The organism is Bacillus haikouensis (assembly GCF_013179555.1).
Lineage (GTDB): Bacteria > Bacillota > Bacilli > Bacillales > Bacillaceae_B > Rossellomorea > Rossellomorea haikouensis_A.
Genome location: NZ_JABMCR010000027.1, coordinates 1 through 24,303, shown reverse-complemented (window position 1 = coordinate 24,303; position 24,303 = coordinate 1). Strand labels below are relative to the sequence as shown.

The window sequence follows — 24,303 nt, the reverse complement described above, 5'->3', positions numbered from 1 at the left end:
TAAAATGTGACCAATAGATAGGTCTTTATACGCATTAATCACTTAAGTTCATGGGCATCGCTAAGAAAAGAGGATGATGTATGAAACATTTACTTACCTTGATTATGTTAGCATCAACAGCGTTAATTCTTACTTCATGTAATGATATAGCTGCAGATAAGGTAGTATTGGCTGAGGATCGATTCATAGAAAGACAGATTATTTTTTTCACAGATGAAAGAAATATTTCGAAAGAAGTTGCATACTATGATGCCATCATTGAACTTAAGAATAAGTATCCAGAAGATCTAAAACACTTGGAAGTCGTCGATTACAGTTCAGATGAATCAAATCCAAACGTTCAATCCCCTGTTTATCCTGCCATTGTCGTTGTAGATAATAATCAAGTTGTCACTAAGATTAGCGGAAAGTCCCATAAAGATGCGATTGTAAAATCTGTCTCTGATGCGGTTGAAAATTGGTGAGAACCAATAACGTCGTGAAATAAAGAAACGGATTTTCAGTTGCATGCCCAGTTGACTTATTTCCTTTCATAGAATAAAAAAATGACCCTTCATCAAGAAGGGTCATTTTTTTATTCTATTACTTTACAATGTGGATTGGGCTTCCCATCGCAACTTCTGCTGCTTCCATGGAAATTTCACCAAGTGTTGGATGAGCATGGATGGTCATTGCGACATCTTCTGCAGTCATCCCGGATTCAATTGCAAGTCCAAGTTCAGCGATCATGTCAGATGCACCTGAACCAACGATTTGAGCTCCGATGATAAGACCGTCTTCTTTACGAGTCACAAGTTTCATGAAGCCTTCAGAAGAATTAAGAGCGAGCGCCCGGCCATTTGCTGCAAACGGGAACTTAGCTGCCACTACTTCAATACCTTCTTCCTTAGCTTCCGCTTCGGAATAACCTACTGTTGCAAGTTCTGGATCTGTGAAGCATACCGCAGGAATTCCAAGGTAATCAATTTCAGCCGGTTCACCAGCAATTACCTCAGCCGCGATTTTACCTTCATAAGATGCCTTGTGAGCAAGTGGGGGCCCATCAACGATATCACCAATCGCAAAGATGTTAGGTATATTTGTACGACATTGCTTATCAATTTTGATAACACCGCGGTCTGTCATTTCAATTCCCACTTCTTCAAGACCGATTTCATCAGTATTAGGACGACGCCCTACTGTAACCAGTACATAATCTGCTTCTACTGATTTCTCTTCGCCTTTTACTTCATATTTAACAACGACACCGCTGTCACTTTCTTCAACGCCTTTAGCCATTGCTTTCGTGACAACCTCTACGCCTTTTTTCTTCAGTCCTTTTTTCACAATTGTTGTCATTTGCTTTTCGAATCCGCTAAGGATATCGTCAGCACCTTCAAGAATCGTTACTTCAGAACCTAAGTTTGCATAGGCAGTTCCAAGCTCAGTACCGATATAACCGCCGCCGATTACGACAAGCTTGCCTGGGATTTCCTCAAGTGCCAATGCACCGGTTGAATCAAGAACACGTTTAGAGAACTTAAAGCTCGGTATTTCAATTGGACGTGAACCAGTTGCAAGAATCAAGTTATTGAATTTATAAGTTTGTGCAGAGTTTTCATCCATTACACGCAATGTGTTTTGGTCTACAAGGTAAGCTTCACCGCGAACGATTTCTGCTTTGTTTCCTTTAAGCAGTCCTTCTACACCGCCAGTAAGTTTTTTGACTACGCCGGCTTTCCATTCCTGTACTTTATCAAAGTTCACTTTTACATTTTCTGCTACGATCCCCATATCATCTGAATGTTGTGCTTGATGAAAACGGTGTCCCGCAGTTATAAGTGCTTTTGATGGGATACAGCCAACGTTTAAACAAACGCCGCCCATATTTTCTTTCTCAATAATTGTTACTTTTTGTCCAAGCTGTGCTGCACGAATCGCTGCAACATATCCACCAGGACCTGAACCAACTACTATCGTATCTGTTTCAATTGGGAAATCTCCTACTACCATCGCATTACGCCTCCATTAATAATAATTCTGGATCGTTCAACAAACGCTTGATATGGTTAAGTGCATGTTGAGCAGTAGCTCCATCAATCATTCGGTGATCGAAGCTCAATGATAATGCTAACACAGGTGCTGCTACAATTTCACCATTTTTAACCACAGGTTTTTCTGCAATACGGCCGACCCCAAGAATTGCAACCTCCGGGTGGTTGATTACAGGAGTGAACCATTGACCGCCGGCAGAACCAATATTCGTGATTGTGCATGATGCACCTTTCATTTCGTCGCCTGAGAGTTTACCATCACGCGCTTTACCAGCCAGTTCATTGATTTCATTCGAAATCGAGAACATGGATTTGCGATCTGCATTTTTCACAACCGGCACTAATAAACCTTTATCAGTATCAGCTGCAATACCAATGTTGTAGTAATGTTTTTGCACAATTTCACTAGTTGAATCGTCAATGGAAGTATTCAGTGCAGGGAATTCACGAAGTGCACTTGTCAATGCTTTGACGATGTACGGCAAGAATGTCAATTTAACACCCTTTTCAGCTGCCACTTCCTTAAATTTCTTGCGATGTGCCCAAAGTTTCGTAACATCAATTTCGTCCATTAACGTCACGTGTGGGGCAGTATGTTTAGAATTAACCATCGCTTTGGCTATTGCTTTACGCATTCCGCTCATCTTCTCGCGTGTTTCAGGGAATTCACCTTCTGGAGCTTTAGGGGCCGCTGCTTTGGTTTCTTCTTTGGCAGATGCCTTTTCCTCAGTCCCTTGTGCTTCTGCTTGGGTTGTGTCAGCTTTTGCACCGCCGTTCAAGAATGAATCGATATCTTCTTTCACTATGCGGCCATTTTTTCCTGAACCTGAGACTTGGCGGATTTCAATACCGTTTTCCCTTGCATATTTACGAACTGACGGCATGGCGATAACACGTTTAGTTGGGTCAACTTCTGCTTCAGTGTTTTGCCCGGATCCTTGTGATTTGCCTTTATCAGCTTCGGCATCAGCTTCAGGAGATGCTTCTTTATCAACAGTCTGACCTTGTTCCGCACTTCCCTGAACTTGCCCTTCAGTTTTTTCATCTGCTTTTGACGCTTCTTTTTTGTCGCCATCGTCGCCTTTGAATTGAAGATCTTCATAGCCTGGTGCATCAAACTTAATTAATGTATCACCTACAACTGCTACAGTTCCCTCATCCACTAAAAGCTCTTCAACTGTTCCAGCTACTGGAGATGGAATTTCAACCACTGCTTTATCATTTTGGACTTCACATAGTACATCGTCTTCTTCTACTTTATCGCCAGGTTTAACAAACCACTTTACGATTTCACCTTCATGGATACCTTCACCAATGTCCGGTAATTTGAATTCGAAAGACATGGATTCTACCTCCTGTATTGAATAATATATAGATGAATGGTTTCTAACTTTTTCTGTCTGATATCTCTATTTAAATGGGAAAGAGAAGGGTGTAAACCCTTCTGTTTTCTCATACGATCAATTAAAATTCAAGAACTTTCTTAGCAGTTTCGATAACATCCTTATGGTTAGGAAGCCATACAGGCTCTGCTTGAGAGAAAGAGTATACGGTATCAGGTGCAGTTACGCGAAGCACAGGAGCTTCAAGGCTCAGAATCGCACGGTCATTGATCTCTGCGACAACATTTGCTGCGATACCCGCTTGCTTTTGAGCTTCCTGAACGACGATTGCACGATTTGTCTTCTCAACTGAAGCCATGATTGTATCGATATCAAGCGGGCTGACAGTACGCAGATCGACAACTTCTACTGAATAACCGTCTTTTTCAAGCTCTTCAGCAGCTTTGATCGACTCATGCACCATCGCTCCGTAAGTAATGATCGACAGGTCTTTACCTTCACGCTTCACTTCCGCTTTACCAAGTTCAATCGTGTATTCCTCTTCAGGAACTTCCTGACGGAATGAACGGTATAATTTCATGTGCTCAAGGAAGATAACCGGGTCGTTATCGCGAATAGATGAAATTAATAATCCCTTCGCATCATAAGGCGTTGAAGGAATGACCACTTTAAGGCCAGGCTGTTGAGCCATTAAGCCTTCTAAGCTGTCAGCGTGCAGCTCAGGAGTATGTACCCCTCCACCGAATGGTGAACGAACTGTGATTGGTGCTGTATAAGTTCCGCCTGAACGGTACCGCATACGTGCCATTTGTCCAGAGATTGAATCCATCACTTCGTAAACAAAGCCGAAGAATTGGATTTCAGGAACTGGACGGAATCCTTCCAGAGCTAGTCCGATCGATAAACCACCGATTCCGGATTCCGCTAGTGGTGTGTCAAATACACGATCTTCACCGAATTCTTTTTGAAGCCCTTCCGTTGCACGGAATACACCGCCGTTTAGACCTACGTCTTCACCAAAAACTAGTACGTCTTCGTTGTTACGCAGTTCTGTGCGCAGTGCATCAGTGATCGCTTGAATCATTGTCATTTGCGCCATGGCTTATTTCGACTCCTTTTCTTTGTAGATTTCCAACTGTTCTTTTAAGTTGTAAGGAAGTTCCTCATACATGTTATTGATGAAGTCAGAAACTTTTTGTTTTGGCTCTCCATCTGCTTTTTTAATTGCTGCCTTAATATCTTCTTTTGCTTCCTCGATTACTTCATTTTCTTTCTCTTCGCTCCATAATTTTTTCCCTTCCAGGAATTTACGGAAGCGCACTAATGGGTCTTTCTTTTCCCAGTCAGTATCCATTTCAGAAGTACGATAGCGAGTAGGGTCATCACCGGCCATTGTATGCGGACCATAACGGTAACACATTGTTTCAATTAGTGAAGGTCCTTCTCCGTTAACTGCACGTTCTCTTGCTTCTCGTGTAGCAACATAAACCGCCAAAGGATCCATTCCATCTACCAAGATACCAGGGATCCCTGCTGCAACAGCTTTCTGAGCGATTGTTTTACCGGCAGTTTGCTTATCACGCGGTGTAGAGATAGCAAATTGGTTGTTTTGCACAACGAAGATTGCCGGTGCGGAATAAGATCCTGCAAAGTTGATTCCTTCATAGAAGTCACCCTGGGAAGATCCGCCGTCCCCTGTATATGTGATTGCAACTGCATTTTTACCGCGCTTTTTAAGACCTAAAGCAACCCCTGCTGTCTGGATGTATTGCGCTCCAATGATAATTTGAGGAGATAATACATTCACTCCTTCGGGAGGCTGGTTCCCTCTGAAGTGTCCACGGGAGAATAAGAATGCCTGGTATAAAGGCAGGCCGTGCCAGATGATTTGAGGAACATCTCGGTATCCTGGAAGAATCCAGTCTTCTTTCTCCAAAGCAAAATGAGAAGCGATTTGTGATGCTTCCTGTCCTGCAGTCGGTGCATAGAAACCTAAACGTCCTTGACGATTAAGTGAAATTGATCTTTGATCAAGAATACGAGTGTAAACCATGCGGCGCATTAATTCCTGAAGATCCTCATCCGACATTTCCGGCATTGCATCTTCGTTTACTACTTCGCCTTCTTCGTTTAAAATTTGAAACATTTCAAACTTGTCTTCAATCTGCTCGAGCGTTTTTACTGCATCGAATTGTGCCTTCTTTGATTTAGAAGCCATCGAAGTCACCTATCCTTTCCGTATACATTTATTTTGGTTTTTTACATACAAAGTTTAGATTGCCCAAATTCAGTATGACCTACCACAATACTTGCGGATAAACATTATAGATAGTTTTCCACAAATAAGAAGAAAGAAAACCCATATTTGCATATTAGGTTATCTGTATTAGTCTGTTCACCACTTCAACTAATACAACTTTTACTACCTTTCATAGTTTACAATATAAAAAAACGTCTCGTCAACGACTAAGTGTTATAATTTCAAGATATTTCTTTAAATGCATTTGTGTTCAAAATCAGTTGCAAGAAATCTGTATCATAAAGTCTCAAATATCTGTTATATAAAAACCAATCATTTATGCCAATCTGTTATAGAGTAATCTTGTTACCCGCATAGTACTGAACGATAGATTCAGATTCCTCAGAAATTAATGTTTCAATACGACTAGTCTTTTGGAAACCAGCCTAAAAAAAGAAAGGCAAGGGAATCTGCCTCCCTTGCCTTTCTTCATATATCTTCTTATTCTTTATCTTCAGTCTCTATACCGGCAGTTGAATAAAAGCCTTGTTTAAGTTTGTTGAATTGTTCGGTTTTGGTATTATATTCCTTATTCAACTTAATTGTTTTTTCGTACGCTTCATTGATGGAGGTAATCTGTTTTTCTAATTCTTCCATCGTCAATTCTTTCTTTTTAAACTGCTCATAGAGTTCCTTATCAAGCGAAAGTGAATCCAGGTATGAATTGGTCAATTCCTCATGAAGCTGATATCGATCTTTCATTATCTTTTCCAATTTCCCGGCTTCGCTTTTTAGTTTTTCATCTTCTAACTTTGAAATGTAACTGTCTAAATTTGAGAACTTATCTTTTGCTTCCTTCATAGCTTTACGTTCTTTTTCAATATATTCCTTCCGTTCAGAAATATTTTTGAGAGCGTCATCTGAAAGCTTTACGATTTTATCGAATTCTTTCATTCCAAGATTCATGATCTTGCTATAGATTTCTTTTTCTTTTTCTTCCAAGCCTTGAAGAGGTTTCTGTACCTCTACATAATTTTCTTCCTTGGCAACCGTTTCTTCCAGAACCTTATAGATATTCTCCTGTGGTGAAGATCCCCCTACACATCCCATAAGAACAAAGACTGCCACTGCAAAAATGAAAGCAAAACGAAATTTCGACACAACGTGATCCCCCTTAACTATATACCATCTTCTACTATATCTTCGTCTACAACATTTGACAATAGGGATTTACAACTGTGGAAAATATTGTCGATTAGACCATTTTCCTATAAACATAATTATGTACAAGGACTGCAAAGTATTCCTGATTTCCATAGCTGTGTCATTAACTTTTCAACAAGAAAATGCTAGACTTATTTTATACATATTGGTATATCTTATTAGAAGTAAATACATATATTCTTAATTAGAACGAACACTGTCAGAGTTTGACAGTGCCGCTGATTGTTGTAAGGAGGAAAAATTATGATTACGATGAAAGACATCGTCCGCGAAGGACACCCCGCTCTTCGTCAAGCGGCTGTAGAAGTACCAATGCCGCCTTCAGATGAAGATAAGGAGATTTTAAAGAGCCTGCTCGAATACGTGGTGAACAGTCAGAACCCTGAAATTGCAGCGGAATACGGACTCAGACCCGGAGTCGGCCTTGCAGCTCCCCAAATAAACGTCTCCAAGAAAATGCTGGCTGTAAACGTGGTGGATGAGAAAGAAACTTTATACAGCCATGCATTGTTCAACCCTAAGATCATCAGTCATTCAGTAGAAAAGGCTTATTTGACAACAGGTGAAGGATGTTTATCGGTGGATCGGCAAGTACCCGGTTTCGTCCCCCGCTACGCGCGGGTAACGGTGAAGGGATGGAATATCGAGGGTGAAGAAGTGAAACTCAGGTTAAAAGGGCTTCCCGCTATCGTATTTCAGCATGAGATCGATCATTTGAATGGTATCATGTTTTACGATCATATTAATCAGGAGAATCCATTCGAACCTATACCCGGTGCATTAGCCGTAGAAAGATAGTATAGAGAAATATATACCCCAGGAAAAAAAGGACGCATTCCTCTATAAGAGAATGCGTCTTTATATGCTTAGATTAATTGAAGCTCTTTCAGGCCGTAGTAGATCCCGTCTTCATCTACCGGTTTCGTAATCATGTCCGCATGTTTCTGAACTTCACCGACTGCATTGCCCATCGCAACCCCGGTTCCGACAGTTTGAAGCATTTCAATATCATTTAGTCCATCCCCGAAAGCATAGACATCTTCCATACGGAAGCCTAAACGATCGACCATCTTTTTGATCCCTTCGGCCTTTGATCCTCCGCCCGGAAGGATATCCATTGAATACTGATGCCAGCGGATGAAAGTAAACTCCTTGTATTTCTCTCTATAGAATTCTTCCTCTTCTGCCTTACAGAACAGCAATGACTGGTAAATTTCACGGTTTTTATAGAAATCCGGCGAATATCCGGGATGTGGAAACTTCAAACTCCCCATACTAGCTTCAATGTACTCATGGTGCTTATGGTTTGCTTTCATTGTTTCATGATTCAGATGAACGACAGGGTGATCATTTCTTCGGCTGTCCGCCAGAAGTTCTTCAAGCTTTTCCAGGTCTAGGGGATTCGTATAAATGACCTGGTTCTCAAAGACGACATATTGACCGTTAAAAGAAATAAACGATTCAACACTCAGCTCTTCTCTTAATCCCTCATACATAAAAGGAGCTCTCCCTGTTGCAATGGCAACATATGTCCCATTAGCCTGCAGCGTCTTAATTGCTTCTTTTGTCGCATCAGGCAGTTTTTTATCATGATCAAGCAAAGTCCCATCTATATCAAAAAAGACTATTTTTCTCATGGCTGATCTCCTTTTACAATTCTTTTAATAATCACTCTTGGATTCGTTTTATAACGTAAACCTTTCCATATCAATTGTCAAACCAGCGGACTCCAGACCCTTTTTACCATACTTATCCATGTAAGAGAATCTAAAAATTCCGTACACTATAAGTAAGATAATCTGAGACGTTAGGATGATTGCACCTTTACTTCAATGAGTATTCTCGGTAAACTAATGATAAGGAGTGAGCCATATGTTAAAGAAGCTAAGAAAGAAGCTTTTAAAACAATGGAAAGATATTCTAAAAAGAAAAACGATCGCCTAGACTGACTCCCAATCACAGTAGCTTTTTGCAGACAGGAAAGAATGTTATACATTTAGGGACTGAAGCCATTAGTGAGCATATTTTCGTCTCCTTTGGTTTTGGTCCTTCTTATTTATATCAGTATTTTCAAGCCAGATTCCCCGTAAAACTTTATTTACTAGAAGGAATCCTTTATAATCAAAACATACATATTCAATATTAACATTGTTTCTTACATTTTATTATTGTTTATTAATAGCATACTTGAAGGGATTATTCACTTTCCAAAGTGGATATTATTCTTTTATTGCAGGGCTGCACCTGCGCAATTGACTCAGTTGATAACTTTTTTATCATAGATGAAAGTTAGATTTTTTGAAAACGGATAAGGAGAGAGAAAAAACATGATTTTCAAAGTATTTTATCAAGAAAGTAAAGCTGAAGTGCCTGTTCGCGAATGCACTAACTCACTTTACATGGAAGCAGAAACAGAACGAGAAGTACGCCAAAAACTTAAAGACAAACCTTATAACATTGAATTCGTACAGAAGCTAGAGGGCGCTTTCTTAGAGTATGAACAAAACCACGATTCTTTCGGGTTGGAGAACTAGTAGATGAAATTTGTAAAAAATGACCAGACCGCAGTATTTGCCCTTGGCGGTTTAGGTGAAATCGGAAAAAACACATACGGCGTACAATTTCAAGACGAAATCATCTTAATTGATGCAGGAATCAAATTCCCGGAAGACGAACTGCTGGGTATTGACTATGTAATCCCGGATTACACATACCTTGTGAAGAATGTGGATAAAATTAAAGGCCTATTCATCACTCATGGTCACGAAGACCATATCGGAGGGATCCCTTATTTGCTCCGCGAATTGAACATCCCTATTTACGGCGGGAAGCTTGCTCTTGGCCTTATTAAAAATAAACTGGAGGAACATGGTTTATTGAGAAACGCCAAGTTGAATGTCATCCAGGAAGATGATGTGATCAAGTTCCGTAAAACATCCGTCACTTTCTTCAGAACAACTCACAGTATCCCTGATTCTTACGGGATTGTGGTTAAAACGCCACCAGGGAATGTCGTTCATACCGGGGACTTCAAATTCGACTTCACCCCTGTCGGCGAGCCCGCGAACCTTGCCAAAATGGCTGAAATCGGAAAAGAAGGAGTGCTCTGCCTGCTCTCTGACAGTACGAATGCAGAAGTTCCGAACTTTACAATGTCTGAGCGCAAGGTCGGAGAAAGCATCAACGATATTTTCCGTAAAGTAGATGGACGGGTCATATTCGCAACCTTTGCTTCAAACATCCACCGCCTTCAACAAGTAGTTGAAGCTGCTGTTTACCACAATCGTAAAGTGGCAGTGTTTGGACGCAGTATGGAAGCGGCTATTACGATCGGACAGGAATTAGGTTATATAAATGCTCCTAAAGATACTTTTATCGAGCATAACCAAATCAATCGCCTGCCAGCGAACGAAGTTGCCATTCTTTGTACAGGTTCCCAAGGCGAGCCTATGGCGGCGTTGTCAAGAATCGCAAATGGTACTCACCGTCAGATCCAGATACAACCTGGAGATACAGTCGTATTCTCTTCTTCCCCTATTCCGGGGAACACGATCAGCGTAAACCGCACCATCAACCTGCTGTATCGTGCAGGTGCTGAAGTCATTCACGGACCGTTAAATGATATCCATACTTCTGGTCACGGTGGACAAGAAGAAATGAAGCTGATGCTGCGTTTAATGAATCCGACATTCTTCATGCCGATCCACGGTGAATTCCGGATGCAGAAGATGCATGCCCAACTCGGTGTTGATTGCGGAGTCGAAGAAGGTAACTGCTTCATCATGGATAACGGCGAGGTACTTGCTTTGAGCAGTGATTCTGCACAGGTTGCCGGTAAAATCCCTTCTGGTAATGTGTATATAGATGGAAGCGGAATCGGGGACATCGGTAACATCGTATTGCGTGACCGCCGCATTTTATCTGAAGAGGGTCTTGTCATCGTTGTCGTCAGCATCGATATGAAAGAATTCAAGATTGCTTCAGGTCCGGACCTCATATCAAGAGGATTTGTATATATGCGGGAATCCGGAGACCTCATCAATGAGGCTCAGAACCTGATCGCCAAGCACTTAAACAAAGTTCTTGAAAGAAGAACTTCCCAATGGTCTGAAATCAAGAATGAAATTACAGATACACTGGCGCCATTCTTATATGAGAAAACAAAAAGACGTCCGATGATTTTACCGATCATAATGGAAGTTTGATAAAAAAGGCTGAGAGTTATTAACTCTCAGCCTTTCTTTTGTCTTAAAGGGAAAACAGCTTCTTTTCGAAACGATTGATATCTGTGTCGGCACCGATGACGATCAAGATATCCCCTACTCTTATTAGTTCATCCGCTTGTGGAGAAACAATAATATCCCTCTCCCTCTTAATGGCTACAATATTAATCCCATACTTCGCCCGAATATCGAGATCGATTAGTGTATTCCCGGCTAATTGATCATTTGCGACAATCTCCACGATTGAGTGCTCATCAGAAAGCTCCAGGTAATCCAATACATTATTTGATATGATGTTATGAGCGATCCTTCGCCCCATATCCCGTTCTGGATGTACGACTTGGTTTGCACCGATTTTTCTTAATACCTTCTCATGATAATCATTTTGCGCTTTGACTGTTATTTTTTTTACACCTATTTCCTTCAACATGAGAGTAGTCAGAACACTGGACTGAATATCATCACCAATCGCCACGATCACGTGATCGAAGTTTCTGATCCCCAGGCTTTTTAAAACGGATTCATCTGTCGAATCGGCTACAACTGCATGAGAAGCAATCGATGAGAATTCATTTACTTTGTCTTCATCCTGATCGATTGCCATCACTTCCATCCCCTGTTCTGCCAAAGATCGCACGATGCTTCCGCCGAACCTGCCCAATCCTATCACAACAAATTCCTTTTTCAAAATAAACTCCCCCAGATCTTCCAAGACATTATTATCTATATTTTAGCATGAAGTTCTGAATTATATTGTTATATGATATAAAAAAGTGAAAAAGCGAAAAATCAAGTTGAACCGCAAGCAGAACTGCTTTTTCCGGGATCATGTGACTTTTCTGCTGGCAGCCTGTGATCTATTTTTTCCCTTTAACATATTCTGCATCAAATAAAAATAGTCTCATCAAGAGGATCAATGATGGTATTAATAACAGCAGGCCAGCGATAAATGCAATGACAAGGGCCATCCCCATTGCAGGATTCGTTACACTCGATTCAATTGTAATGAACGGTTTCAATATATAAGGTAAATGGGACGCGCCGTACCCAAAGAATGCAAAGAAAAATTGCAGCATGACAAAAATAAAAGCGGTTCCGAACTTTTTCCGTTTGTAAATCAGATAGGATGCCGCAAAAAAACTGACTAATGAAAGTCCGAACATCCACCAGATATCAAGTGCATTCATGAAATGTTCATTATTATGCTCCATAAGGCCGACAAAAACCAGCAAACTCGCTAAAATCGTCGGCGGGCTCCAAAACAATGAAAACTTCCTCAACACTTCTCTCGAATCCATATCCCCTGCACGATCTGCGTAGTACGTCAAAAAAGCAGCACTAATAAATAATACCGACACTATGGACAGTACAACTACGCTCCAGGAATAAGGACTTGTAAACAATTCAGCCGTCAGGAATTTAACTGTGCCGTCGGTAACTTCAAGAAATCCTCCTTCAGAAATCGTCATGGCTGTTGATAATGAAGCGGGTATCAATAATCCTGTCGCACCATAAAGGAAAAGATATACGATATTCTCCTTGGACCCATAATTATTGAATGCATAGAAACTACCACGGATAGCGAGCAGTATAATGGCAATACTCCCAGGTATCAGCAGTGCTGTTCCATAATAATATGCAGCATCGGGGAAAAATCCGACCAATCCCACGAAAAAGAAAACAAAAAAGACATTCGTTACTTCCCATACAGGTGATAAATACCGGCTGATCAGGACATTCAGCGTATGCTCTTTATTCTTCAATCTTCCATAAAACGCAAAGAAACCGGCGCCGAAGTCGATGGATGCTACAATTAGATAACCATAAAGAAAGATCCACAAAACAGTGATCCCCAAAATTTCCAGACTCATAACCATTCCTCCCTCATTAATACAGTAGTAAAACAGGCAGCCCCTTCTTTAAAAAGGGGCACGCAATATTATTCGGTGTGTTTAGGAAACCGCTGTTCCAATTCCGCTTCTGCCGGTTTATTTTTAAACATCTTAATCAGCACGACCACACATAATATTCCTAACAGAACGTATAAAGCGACAAACATCATAAATGTAAGACCGACTCCATCGGCTTTTGTAGCAGCGTCAGCGACCTTCATATACCCCCTTAGAATCCACGGTTGGCGCCCTACTTCTGCATAAATCCATCCGAACTCGATTGCAAGCATGGCCAGCGGCCCACTTGCCACGATTCCCCATAAAAGCGGCTTGTTCCATTCATCCCGCTTCTTCCATCTCCAGAATAAGATGAACAACCCTGAAATGAAAATACTGTAAAATCCGATCGATACCATCAAATCAAATAGATAGTGAATCCACAAAGGAGGCCTTTCATCCTCAGGTATCTCATTCAAACCAATAACTTCTTTATCGAATGAATTCCCTGCCAAAAAGCTCAAAAAGCCTGGAATCCTTATTTCATTGTGAACTTCGTTGTTTTCATCCAGCGTACCGAACACAATGAGATCCGCATTTTTCTCCGTTTCGAAATGCCACTCTGCCGCAGCCAGTTTCTCAGGCTGATATTCAGCAAGGAACTTGGCTGATATATCACCGGCCAAAGCTGTAGCAAATGCAAATATTAGTGCCGAAACCATTGTTAAGCGGAGAGCCTTCCGATGATACTCGCTTCCCTTCTTCTTTAAAATCGCAAAAGCGGTAATACCCGCCAGGATTAAAGCTGACGTTAAATAAGCCGTTGTCAATACGTGAAACACCTTCGGAGGTGTAGCCGGATTCAACATGGCTGCAATCGGATCGATATTGACTGCTTTCCCATCACTCAGTTCAAAACCTTGCGGTGTATTCATAAACGCATTTACAGTCGTAATGAATAAAGCTGAAGCAGAAGACCCGATCATGACCGGAATCGTCAACAACCAATGAATCCATTTATTCTTGAAGCGGTCCCAAGTATATAAATAGATTCCCAAAAAGATAGCCTCAAAGAAAAACGCAAATGTTTCCATAAACAGCGGGAGCGCAATTACCTGTCCTGCTACCTGCATAAATGCAGGCCATAGCATGGAAAGCTGGAGCCCGATCGCTGTACCGGTAACAACACCTACAGCAACGGTGATCGTAAACCCCCTCGCCCATCTTCTCGCCAATAAAATATAGTGAGGATCATTACGTTTGATCCCCATAAACTCAGCAATCGATATCATTATCGGCACACCTACACCAATCGTCGCAAAAATAATATGAAACGCAAGGGTGGTGGATGTCAGCATTCTACTTAATATCACGCTATCTAATTCCATTCTTATTTCCCCCTACCAATTAGTAACCAATACTTACTGTTTATCACTTTATGGCAATTATAAAACCTATTTCAGAGATTGTGAAGTGTTGAACATGAATATTTTGTGACGTTTTTCACAAAGTTTATATTTGATTTTAGCATATATAATGTATTGTTTTGAAGCAAGGGAATTGTTTTGGTGATAGAGACCCTTGCCTTTCTGATAAGGGAACCATTAAGACTTCTGTCGATATTACAGCAATGAATAAGATGTCCCTTTACCATAACCACTCTGAATCAATGACATGGAATTAAGTAAATACTGAGCGAGGCGAGGGGATGTAATGTTAAGAAAGTCTCTTGCTTGTTTATTTGTAATAGTTTCTTTGTTTTTCATCACTAGTCTACTATTTTTTGTAAATTGTCTAAAACCCTTTAATTTTGAAGAGATTTAAAAATTATCACCCTCCTGTTTGAGGTATTATAATCCAATAATGTAAATATTTATTAATTAGAGATACGATTGTTTTTAAAGCAGAATTTTGTATTATCTACGTTTTTTACAGTTATCAATGATAAGATTACCTTTATCAACGTTTTTTCAAATTTATCAACAAAAAATAATAACTTACCGATAATTCTTCAATTTCCGACATATTTCACATCGCCCCCGCCCCTTCCACTCCACCAAAACTCAACTCAAAAAACCCCACACCAAAAGTGCGGGGTCCCTCTATCAAATCAAATTGCATCCAGCATCTTAAACTGAGACTTCACAAGCTCATAATAATGTCCTTCTTGATCCATCAATTCATCGTGATTACCGGATTCTTTGATGTTTCCGTTCTCCAATACGAAGATATTATCAGAATCACGTATGGTCGACAGTCGATGCGCGATGATGATAGCTGTTCGACCGGATAGCAATTTTTTTAATGCATTTTGGATTTTGACTTCTGTTTCTGTGTCGATTGAAGCAGTGGCTTCGTCTAAAATGATGATGCGCGGATTTGCAAGCAGGGCCCGGGCAAATGACAGAAGCTGTCTTTCTCCCACGGATAAGACATTCCCTCTTTCTTCGACCTCGGTTTCATAGCCGTTTGAAAGTTTTTCAATAAATTCGTTGGCTCCGATGGCTTCGGCTGCTTTCCTCACTTCTTCATCGGAAGCATCAGGACGACCGAATCGGATATTATCCTTAATCGTGCCCGAGAAAATGAAGGTATCCTGGAGCACGATACTGATTTGACTTCTCAAGCTGGAAACTGTGACGTCACGCAAATTGACACCGTCTATCTTCACCTCTCCGTTTGTCGGATCGTAGAAACGGCTGATTAAGTTCGCGATCGTCGTTTTTCCTGAGCCGGTGTGGCCAACCAGGGCGACTGTCTGACCCGCTTTCATTTCCAGGTTGATATTTTGAAGAGCTTTACGTTTATCATCATAGGAAAACTCGACATTTTCAAATTGAATTTTCCCTTTGATGTCCGTCAGGTCCAAAGCGTCACGTTTTTCGTTGACAATCGGCTGTTCATCAAGAAATTCAAATATACGCTCTGAAGAAGCCATACCGATCAGCAGCTGATTGTAAACTTGGCCGAGTCTTGAAATCGGTTCCCAGAACATCCCCAAATAGAAGGCGAAGGAAACAAATTCCCCAAGCTCCAGTGATCCTCCTTGGATAAGGTGAGCCCCATACCAGATCAATACTGCTGTTCCTACCGCATTTGTCAGTTCCACCAGCGGTCTGAACATGGCATTTTTCTTTGTGGCTGTTTTCCAGCTGTCGAAGGTTTCTGTGTTGACACCATCAAAGAAAGCCATGTTTTCTTTTTCCTGAGTGTACGATTGAGTCACACGAATCCCCTGGATACTCTCATTCAAGTGGGAATTCAGTTTTGATTGTTTTAAACGCACGTCCTGCCAGGATCTGCGGATATTTTTTCTCAAGCTGGTGGAGATAAAGAACATAATCGGCAGAATGACCATGACCGCGAGCGTAAGTTCCGGACTGAGAGTGAATAAGATAACAATGATCCCGGCAAGCAGGATAACGTCCATCAGGAGGTTGATGACTCCATTGGTGAATAGTTCCTGTAGGGAGTTGATGTCATTCATGATCCGGACGAGAATCGATCCTGCCGAGCGCTGATCGAAGAATCGATGAGAAAGCCATTGAACGTGACTGAACAAATGCTTCCGTAAATCATAAATGACTCCCTGCCCCAGCTGATTCATCCAGCGTATCCTGAGTACATTTGCTGCATAATTAATAATATAAAGGCCGGCGATAATGGCCACTAATGTAAATAACAGCGATCCATCTTTCTGCCGTATTGCTTTATCAAGCGTGTAAACCCCTATCAGAATAGGGATAATCAGCCTAATGGCAGTTGTGATTAGAACAGTGATGATCGAAAGGGGGAGCAGTTTTTTTGAATATGGCTTTAAATAAGTTAATAAGCGCCAGAGTTGTTCCCAATTAAAAGGTTTGTCGATCACCTGATCGGTTGAATAGTGAAACCTGCTTAAAACATTTTTATTTACTTTAGAGTTTTTGCTCAATCCCCTCACCTACCTTCCTTGTGCTTGGAGTATTTTTTTTTGATCTTTATATTGAATATCGTATATACGCTGATACGGACCATTATTTTTGAGAAGGAAGTCATGGACACCCCGCTCAACAATTTTCCCGTTTTCCAGTACGAGAATTTCGTCGGCATGTTTTAATGAAGAGATACGATGTGCAATGATAAATGTCGTTCGGTCAGACATTACATTTTTAAGTGCTTTTTGAATTCTGAATTCAGTTTCCATATCCACTGCGCTTGTAGCATCGTCGAGTATCAGAATCGAAGGGTCTGTACAAAGAGCACGAGCGATTGCTATACGCTGCTTCTGCCCTCCTGAAAGTCCAAGTCCCCTTTCACCCAACTTCGTATCATACCCGTCAGGAAGCTCTGTAATAAAATCATGCGCTTGTGCCATCTTGGCTGCTTCAATGATTTCTTCCATCGTTGCTTCAGGTCTCCCGTAAGAAATGTTAGCTTTGATTGTAGAAGAAAACAGGAATGATTCCTGCAGAACGACCCCGATATTCTTACGGAGGGATTTTAATGAGTAATCATTTATCTTGTTCCCGTCGATAAGGATCTCTCCTTGGGTTGGTTCGTAGAATCGTGTCATCAACTGAGTGATGCTTGTTTTACCCGAACCTGTTCCTCCGATCAGTCCGATGATCTTTCCGCTTTCTGCCTTGAATGATATATCTTCCAATGCAGCTTCATCGTGCTCAGTATAGTTTAGGGAAACGTGTTGAAATTCAACTTCACCTTTCATTTGATCTACATGGAGGACATCATCATGATCTTTGATCTTTTCATCCACTTCAAGTATTTCTAACAATCGTTCCCCTGAAGCTTTCGATTGGGAAAATAAATTGATCGTGAATCCGAGATTCATGATCGGCCAGATGATATACCAAACCAGGCTGTAAAAAGCGACCAGTTCACCCGGCTGAAGATTTCCATTCATAACCAGGTAACCTCCGTATGCAAGTAACGTTACAACACTGATATTTCCGAGAAACTCCATTAAAGGGAAGTACTTCGCCCAGATATCTGATGTGAAAAGATACTTATCTTTATAGTCCCCATTGGAATTGTTGAACTTATTGATTTGAAATTCTTCCCGTGATAATGATTTAACTGTATTGATTCCGCTGATATTCTCCTGTACATTCGTATTCAACTTCCCGAATGATTTACGGATACCTCTGAATGCAGGGTGAACGGCTTTATCAAATTTATAGACGGCAATTGCCAAGAATGGCAGAGAAATTAATGTCACGAACGTTAATGAAGGAGAATAGTAATACATGACTCCAAAACTGACGGTTATTAATAAGAAGAAACGTAAAAGTTCTGTAAAACCGAATGACAAGAAAAAGCGGAATGCTTCAACGTCAGCTGTCAGTCTTGACATGAGATCACCTGTTTTCGCATTATCATAATAACTGAATGGCAGGAACTGAAGTTTTTCATACAGCTCGTTTCTCAGCCTGTAAACAGATGTGATACCGAACAGATCACCGAAATATTGCTGAATGAATGTTGTAATTCCTTTGAGTATCATGATGCCTACAAATCCAAAAGCCAGATACGGAATCCATTCGTAGTTACCTTGCAGGATGACATCATCAATGGTTTTTTGAAGGATGATGGGGTACACAACAGTGATACCGGTTACAAATAACAGAAAAAACATTGAAATGATAAAGTATTTCTTATAAGGCAAATAATAAGCTTTTAATTTTTTGAAAGTTTCCATAATTCTTCTCCCTTCCCTGGGTGCATAAAAAAACGACGTATTAATAAATATATCGGGTTTCGAAATATTTATCTACCCTTTTTTTAGAATTTTTTACTTTTTTGTGAATTGTGTTTTATTTTTTCTATCAAAACTCATTTTAATAAGAAACAACTAAAAAAAGATCGGTCATTGGACCGATCCTTTCTGAGTAATTTGCAGGTTATTCACTTTTCTCCATTTCATCAAGTACTCTGTTTACGCGCTTTTCAAGCATCTTCATTCCGCTTCCGCCTGCTTGAAAATGGCGAAGGTTCCCATCTTTGTCGAATACGTAATATGCAGGTACATATTGATTTTCAAATGCATCTGTAAGTTTATGCTCACTGTCTACAAAAACAGGCTGAGTAATGTCATGTTCGCCCGCAACCTTTTTGATGTCCTCCAAATTTAAGTCATCTTCGGATCGTGGCATATGAACAGCCACCACATTCAGCTTATCACTGTATTTATCTCGGAACTCATTGACCTGTGGCATGGCTTCCTTACATAGATGGCAGCTTACAGACCAAAAATGAATAAGAGTCGGCTTTTCACCGGTCAGATCCTGTTTGGATACTTCACCATTTAACCATTCAGTCGCACCGTTCAGTTCAGGCATAGGTTCACGAAGTTTCATGATTAAACCTCCAATATATTTAATGTGATTTTTTCAAATATAAAGAATTTGGATAAGAAAAAGGCCTAACAAACGGTTAGGCCTTTATTCATTTGGGAATTATAAAGTTTTTTGACCTGGCTTCCAGTTAGCCGGACAAAGTCCACCGGTTTGAAGTGCTTGAAGTACACGTAGAGTTTCTTCAACGTCACGCCCGATATTGTTGTGGAATACCACTTGATATTGTAGTTCTCCTTCAGGATTAATAATGTACAGGCCGCGCAGTGCAATACCTTCGTCTTCAATTAGTACACCGTATTCGTTTGATACACTATGGTTTGTATCAGCAGCTAATGGATATCTTAACTCGCCAAGGCCATTGTCTTTGCGGTCAGTGTTGATCCATGCCAAGTGTGTATGGATTGTGTCAGTAGAAACGCCGATAACTTCTGCATCCAAGTCTTCAAACTCATCGTAACGGTCAGACATAGCTGTGATTTCAGTTGGACATACGAAAGTGAAATCCATTGGGTAGAAGAATAATACTGTCCATTTACCGTTTTTCATGTTTTCTTCCAGTGATACCTTACCGAATTCTTTGTTTGGCAATACAGCGTCCATTTCAAAACGCGGAGCTTGCTTACCTACCATACGTTCTGCCATTAATAATCCCTCCAATGAGTTTTTTTATATTTTTTTGAGAAAGGGCAATGCTTTGGCATGTCCTTCCTGGCTCACAATTGTCATTATAAAGGATTAGTTATTCCAGGTCAATGCCAAATTATAATAATTTTTAAATTAAAATAATTATTATGTATAAACTTAATCCCTTATTGTTTTTCCCTTTTATACTGATATTTAATCTGTTTAGAGGGAAATTTAATGATTATTTTCATATGAATTTAGTTTATCATTTCTCAACTGGGGAATAAAACAATATGCTTTTTGGGTGTTCTCTTTGACATCCCCCTTATAGCAATGTATATACTATAAAGGTTCATGATTTTTATTAGAAAGGATGTTTGGATTGGATTACATAATTGGAATGAACGTATTGGGCGATAAGATTGCCAATTTTAATTGGGGCGGTCTGCTTGTCACAATCGGAATAGGCGCTTTACAGATATTAGCAATCTGGATTGCCTTCTTGATAGTAAAAGGTGCAGCGAACAAAGTGCTCGAACGAATTTTTGATAAGTACAGTAAAAGAAATGATGTTTCTGCCGGCAGGGCACAGACCCTCCAAAGCCTTAGTAAAAATATAGTTGGATATGTCCTGATTTTTATCTTTTTCGTTACGATTTTACAGATCTTCGGCATTCAGGTAACCGCCATTCTGGCCGGGGCCGGAATCGTTGGTCTCGCTGTTGGGTTTGGTGCGCAGGGACTTGTAAGTGATGTAGTGACAGGTTTTTTCATTCTTCTGGAAAAGCAAGTGGATGTCGGTGATTATGTCTCTACCGGAAATTTCTCGGGGATTGTAGAAGAAGTAGGGCTGCGGACTACTCATATCCGTGGGTTTGACGGTACGCTTCACTATGTTCCGAACAGGGAAATTACCAGTGTAAGCAATCACTCAAGAGGAAATATGCGTGCACTGGTAGACATCGGGATTTCTTATGATGATGATGTTGATAAAGCCATTGTCGTACTTCAACAAGTATGTGACCAGGTTGCACAGGAAGATGACAACATCGTTGAAGGTCCCAATGTCATAGGGGTACAGACGCTTGGTGCTTCTGACGTGGTTCTTCGCATTATCGGAAAGACGAAGAATATGGAGCAATGGGGTGTGGAAAGAAAACTCCGTAAAGCAATGAAAGAGGCTCTAGACCAAAACGGGATTGAAATACCTTTTCCACATCAAGTCTATATCGAGAAAAAAGAATAGTTTTAAAGTAAAAAAATGACAGGCATCACACCAATGTGGTGCCGGTCATTTTTTATTTCATCGACTTTTTTCATTTAAGCTCTCAAAGTATTCAGCGATGAGGGATATCGCAAAGTCTATCGCTTCTTCCTCTGGATTCAATTTAGAATGATGCAGCCCGTACGGGGAATTCACCCCGAGCCAAAACATGAAGCCCGGTATCTTCTCCAGCATATATCCAAAATCCTCTCCCGTCATAGCCTCTTTGCAGATGACAAGATCACGATTATCGCTTGAAAGTACAAAGGATATGAAATTCTTTGTCCATTCCGGGTCGTTGTATACCTGTCGATACATACTTCCGTAATCCACTTCTATGTGACAGTCGTATCCGATTTCCGTTCCTTGAACAAGAGCTTCCAGTCTTTTTTTCACGCTATTCATCGATTCTGGAGACAATGTGCGGATTGTTCCTTCAAGAGTCGCAGTCTCTGCAATGATGTTCTGAACCGTCCCGCTTTCCATCTTACCGATTGTGACGACCGCACTGTCCAGAGGATCCACATTCCTTGAAATAATGGACTGAAGCTGGGTTACAAAGTATGAAGCCGTAACGATCATATCTTTTGTCTGATGGGGATATGCTGCATGTCCACCCTTCCCTTTAAACTTGATGAATAGCTCAGAGGTGTTGGCAAACAAGAGGCCTTCTTTAATCGCTACCGTCCCTACCTCATATTCAGGGGCAATATGAAGGGCAAAGATGACATCGGGCATCCATTCCTTCATCACGTCACTTTCCAGCATCGGCTGCGCACCGCCAGGACCTTCTTCTGCCGGCTGAAAAATAAACAATATGTCATCATTTATAGGGTTCTGAACAAAATGCGTCAGGACTCCCAAAGCAATCGACATATGTAAGTCGTGTCCGCATGCATGCATCGTTCCTGGGTGGCAGGAATTGAAACCCAATCCTGTTTCCTCTTTTATAGGCAAGCCGTCAATGTCTGCCCTGAATCCTAAGATTCTTGAGGGGTCAGTCCCGGGTATTTTCACAAACAATCCTGTTTTCCACTTTTTCATTATAAATCTGTGTGAAGGCAGATCAGATATGTAATCCATCAAATATTTCTGTGTTTTATATTCCTGAAATCCGAGCTCGGGGATTTTATGAAGGTCTCTTCTGATTTTTTTGAAGTCTGTCATTGGCATTCCTTTCCTTCCTTTTCACTGCAAAACTCTGTCAGGTACAAAAAAGAACAGACGAAAGGTTTTTCTTTCCGTCCGTTCTCTCTGGAAATCAGTTTAAATTAAAGCTGGCGGAGTTCCTGTTTAATTTCAGTTTTAGATTTGGTTTTTTCATCAATGTCTTTAAGCTTTTTGGCAGGGGTACCGGCCACTACTGTATATGGAGGAACGTCATCCACAACCACTGCTCCGGCTGCGACAACTGAACCTTTTCCGACCGTTACACCCTCGAGGACAACAGCATTTGCACCGACAACGACCTCGTCTTCAATGATGACCGGTTTAGCGGAAGGCGGTTCGATTACTCCTGCGAGCACCGCACCTGCCCCGATGTGACAGTTCTTCCCTACGGTAGCCCGCCCGCCAAGGACTACGTTCATGTCAATCATAGTACCTGCGCCTACGACTGAACCGATATTGATGACAGATCCCATCATGATTACGCAGTTTTCTCCGATTTCCACCTGATCCCTGATGATGGCCCCCGGTTCAATCCGTGCTTTTACACCTTTAAGGTCCAATAATGGAATGGCTGAGTTCCTGCGGTCGTTCTCCAGAACATAGTCTTCAATTTCAGTGCTATTGCCCTCTAGTACCTTAGATAATTCATTCCACTCCCCAAATACAACTCCAGAGTTTCCTTCGATGAAGGTTTGGGAAGAAGGGCCAAAATCGATTCCTTCCAGATTACCTTTTACATAAACCTTTACGGGTGTAGATTTAGTACTATTTTGAATAAAAGAGATAATTTCGTTTGCATCCATCATTTTCATGAATTTCCCTCCAAAAATTATGTATAAATTCAGATTCTTTCTTGAATTACTTTATCAAATTAAAGGGAAGAAGACAACCCAAAGTTCTTGATTATCAAGAATTCACATCAAGGAACTCTTTTACGATTTCAACAAAAGCCTCGACTTGCCTGAGTTGAAAAGCAGACTCATATCCAAGCAGCCAGGTATCACGATGGATGAGTGTCTGATGTTCATCGATCAAAGGAAGCTTATAGATGTTTTCTTCCATCCCATTCAGCGTGATGGCCGGCAGGATAGCATAACCGATCCCATTCAATGTCATCTGTTTGCATGTTTCAATTTGGTCGACGACAATCGTCCGTTTTGGAGTCGTTTGGAATTGGCGGTGCCACCAATCCTGGATTTCCTGATAATAATTGGAGTCACTTTTAAATTGAATAAAGGGCCGGTCTGTTTTCATCACTTCATCAATTGATTGAATTTCCCGGTCGACTAAATATAGTGTATCTTGGAATAAATGATGTTTCGGCCCTTTCCAGTCCGGTGTTCCCCGTATGATGCCGACATGAACCTCATTTTCATATATGGCTTTCAGAATTTCGCTGCTCCACCCGGTCATGAGGGATATCTTTGCGTGTGGATATGCCTCAACAAAGCGTTTAAGCACTTTTGGCAACCAATTTTGTCCCACGATTGAAGCACAGGCAATTTTCAAGGTACCGTGCACCTCGTTTTCTAATGACTGAATCTGTTCCCTTACAACTTCTTGCTTTTGAAGCATTTCATCCGCCAATTTGACAACCAGTTCCCCTGCAGGTGTAAGTGATAGTCCTTTTTGTGAACGCAGAAAAAGCTTAATTCCCCATTCTTTTTCTATATTTTGAAGGCGCTGAGATAATGCAGGCTGTGAGACAAACAACCTTTCCGCTGCCTTGCGCATATTCATTTCTTGGGCCAATACCTGTAATAATTGATATTCAGAAAATGCCATAATCGTAACCTCATAAGTTTTTCTTATATTGTATCTTAAAATAAATAAAATTTCATTATCAAATGAAGTGGAATACACTGAAAGTATCAAATTTTCTGAGGTGAGGGAATGATGGAAGTTCTATTATTTTTTACAGGTATGATTGTTGCATTT

21 protein-coding genes are annotated in these 24,303 nt (G+C 40.8%); 5 read left to right on the top strand and 16 right to left on the bottom strand.

Translation table 11 applies throughout. From position 1 onward, the window contains the following. The first annotated feature begins 80 nt into the window (after positions 1-80). Entirely contained in the window at positions 81-464 is a 384-nt protein-coding gene (locus HP456_RS04715) for a hypothetical protein (RefSeq protein ID WP_172248856.1), read from the top strand. 118 nt (positions 465-582) lie between these two features. Here the strand turns inward: HP456_RS04715 and lpdA are convergent, their stop codons facing one another. From lpdA to HP456_RS04690, 5 genes are all read right to left on the bottom strand, one after another. Further along, positions 583-1,992: a dihydrolipoyl dehydrogenase gene (gene lpdA, locus HP456_RS04710; protein WP_172248855.1), complete on the bottom strand. Its 1,410-nt coding sequence runs from the start codon at positions 1,990-1,992 to the stop codon at positions 583-585. A 4-nt stretch (positions 1,993-1,996) separates the two neighbouring features. Further along, positions 1,997-3,376: a dihydrolipoamide acetyltransferase family protein gene (locus HP456_RS04705; protein ID WP_172248854.1), complete on the bottom strand. Its 1,380-nt coding sequence runs from the start codon at positions 3,374-3,376 to the stop codon at positions 1,997-1,999. 121 nt (positions 3,377-3,497) lie between these two features. Then, positions 3,498-4,475: an alpha-ketoacid dehydrogenase subunit beta gene (locus HP456_RS04700; protein WP_172248853.1), complete on the bottom strand. Its 978-nt coding sequence runs from the start codon at positions 4,473-4,475 to the stop codon at positions 3,498-3,500. A gap of 3 nt (positions 4,476-4,478) precedes the next feature. Next, complete coding sequence (gene pdhA, locus HP456_RS04695) at positions 4,479-5,594, bottom strand: pyruvate dehydrogenase (acetyl-transferring) E1 component subunit alpha (RefSeq protein WP_172248852.1); 1,116 nt, start codon at positions 5,592-5,594, stop codon at positions 4,479-4,481. 522 nt (positions 5,595-6,116) lie between these two features. Beyond that, entirely contained in the window at positions 6,117-6,776 is a 660-nt protein-coding gene (locus tag HP456_RS04690) for a YkyA family protein (protein ID WP_172248851.1), read from the bottom strand. A 306-nt stretch (positions 6,777-7,082) separates the two neighbouring features. Between HP456_RS04690 and def the strand changes: the two genes are divergently transcribed. Beyond that, complete coding sequence (def, locus tag HP456_RS04685) at positions 7,083-7,637, top strand: peptide deformylase (protein WP_172248850.1); 555 nt, start codon at positions 7,083-7,085, stop codon at positions 7,635-7,637. Between the two features lie 68 nt (positions 7,638-7,705). Here the strand turns inward: def and HP456_RS04680 are convergent, their stop codons facing one another. Continuing rightward, positions 7,706-8,476, bottom strand: coding sequence for a Cof-type HAD-IIB family hydrolase (locus HP456_RS04680; RefSeq protein WP_172248849.1), 771 nt, complete (start codon positions 8,474-8,476; stop codon positions 7,706-7,708). Positions 8,477-9,166: 690 nt separating this feature from the next. Between HP456_RS04680 and HP456_RS04675 the strand changes: the two genes are divergently transcribed. After that, the gene (locus HP456_RS04675; RefSeq protein ID WP_172248848.1) at positions 9,167-9,373 is read left to right on the top strand and encodes a DNA-dependent RNA polymerase subunit epsilon; all 207 of its coding nucleotides are present in this window, start codon (positions 9,167-9,169) and stop codon (positions 9,371-9,373) included. 3 nt (positions 9,374-9,376) lie between these two features. After that, positions 9,377-11,044: a ribonuclease J1 gene (rnjA, locus tag HP456_RS04670; protein ID WP_172248847.1), complete on the top strand. Its 1,668-nt coding sequence runs from the start codon at positions 9,377-9,379 to the stop codon at positions 11,042-11,044. A gap of 43 nt (positions 11,045-11,087) precedes the next feature. On the opposite strand, the gene HP456_RS04665 is transcribed toward rnjA, so the two are convergent. The 7 genes from HP456_RS04665 to HP456_RS04635 all read right to left on the bottom strand — a co-directional run bounded on the left by HP456_RS04665 (position 11,088) and on the right by HP456_RS04635 (position 19,949). Then, a complete protein-coding gene (locus HP456_RS04665; RefSeq protein WP_172248846.1) occupies positions 11,088-11,750 on the bottom strand; it encodes a potassium channel family protein in 663 nt (220 codons plus the stop codon). A 169-nt stretch (positions 11,751-11,919) separates the two neighbouring features. Next, on the bottom strand, positions 11,920-12,933 hold the full coding sequence (locus tag HP456_RS04660; RefSeq protein ID WP_172248845.1) for a cytochrome d ubiquinol oxidase subunit II: 1,014 nt from the start codon (positions 12,931-12,933) through the stop codon (positions 11,920-11,922). Positions 12,934-13,001: 68 nt separating this feature from the next. Then, positions 13,002-14,339: a cytochrome ubiquinol oxidase subunit I gene (locus tag HP456_RS04655; RefSeq protein ID WP_172248844.1), complete on the bottom strand. Its 1,338-nt coding sequence runs from the start codon at positions 14,337-14,339 to the stop codon at positions 13,002-13,004. A gap of 722 nt (positions 14,340-15,061) precedes the next feature. Beyond that, positions 15,062-16,885 (bottom strand): ABC transporter ATP-binding protein, encoded by a 1,824-nt coding sequence (locus tag HP456_RS04650; protein WP_172248843.1) that lies wholly within the window; start codon positions 16,883-16,885, stop codon positions 15,062-15,064. Positions 16,886-16,894: 9 nt separating this feature from the next. Next, the gene (locus tag HP456_RS04645) at positions 16,895-18,649 is read right to left on the bottom strand and encodes an ABC transporter ATP-binding protein (protein ID WP_172248842.1); all 1,755 of its coding nucleotides are present in this window, start codon (positions 18,647-18,649) and stop codon (positions 16,895-16,897) included. A 202-nt stretch (positions 18,650-18,851) separates the two neighbouring features. Further along, entirely contained in the window at positions 18,852-19,307 is a 456-nt protein-coding gene (locus tag HP456_RS04640) for a TlpA family protein disulfide reductase (protein ID WP_172248841.1), read from the bottom strand. Between the two features lie 99 nt (positions 19,308-19,406). Continuing rightward, positions 19,407-19,949 carry a peroxiredoxin gene (locus HP456_RS04635; protein ID WP_172248840.1) on the bottom strand — a complete coding sequence of 181 codons (543 nt, stop codon included), beginning with the start codon at positions 19,947-19,949 and terminating at the stop codon, positions 19,407-19,409. 355 nt (positions 19,950-20,304) lie between these two features. Between HP456_RS04635 and HP456_RS04630 the strand changes: the two genes are divergently transcribed. Further along, positions 20,305-21,177: a mechanosensitive ion channel family protein gene (locus HP456_RS04630; protein ID WP_281357954.1), complete on the top strand. Its 873-nt coding sequence runs from the start codon at positions 20,305-20,307 to the stop codon at positions 21,175-21,177. Between the two features lie 57 nt (positions 21,178-21,234). Here HP456_RS04630 and HP456_RS04625 read toward each other — a convergent pair whose 3' ends face one another. The 3 genes from HP456_RS04625 to ccpC all read right to left on the bottom strand — a co-directional run bounded on the left by HP456_RS04625 (position 21,235) and on the right by ccpC (position 24,150). After that, a complete protein-coding gene (locus tag HP456_RS04625; RefSeq protein WP_172248839.1) occupies positions 21,235-22,368 on the bottom strand; it encodes an N-acetyldiaminopimelate deacetylase in 1,134 nt (377 codons plus the stop codon). A gap of 98 nt (positions 22,369-22,466) precedes the next feature. After that, on the bottom strand, positions 22,467-23,177 hold the full coding sequence (dapD, locus tag HP456_RS04620; protein ID WP_172248838.1) for a 2,3,4,5-tetrahydropyridine-2,6-dicarboxylate N-acetyltransferase: 711 nt from the start codon (positions 23,175-23,177) through the stop codon (positions 22,467-22,469). A gap of 94 nt (positions 23,178-23,271) precedes the next feature. Next, positions 23,272-24,150 (bottom strand): transcriptional regulator CcpC, encoded by an 879-nt coding sequence (gene ccpC, locus HP456_RS04615; protein WP_172248837.1) that lies wholly within the window; start codon positions 24,148-24,150, stop codon positions 23,272-23,274. Positions 24,151-24,303: the final 153 nt, after the last annotated feature.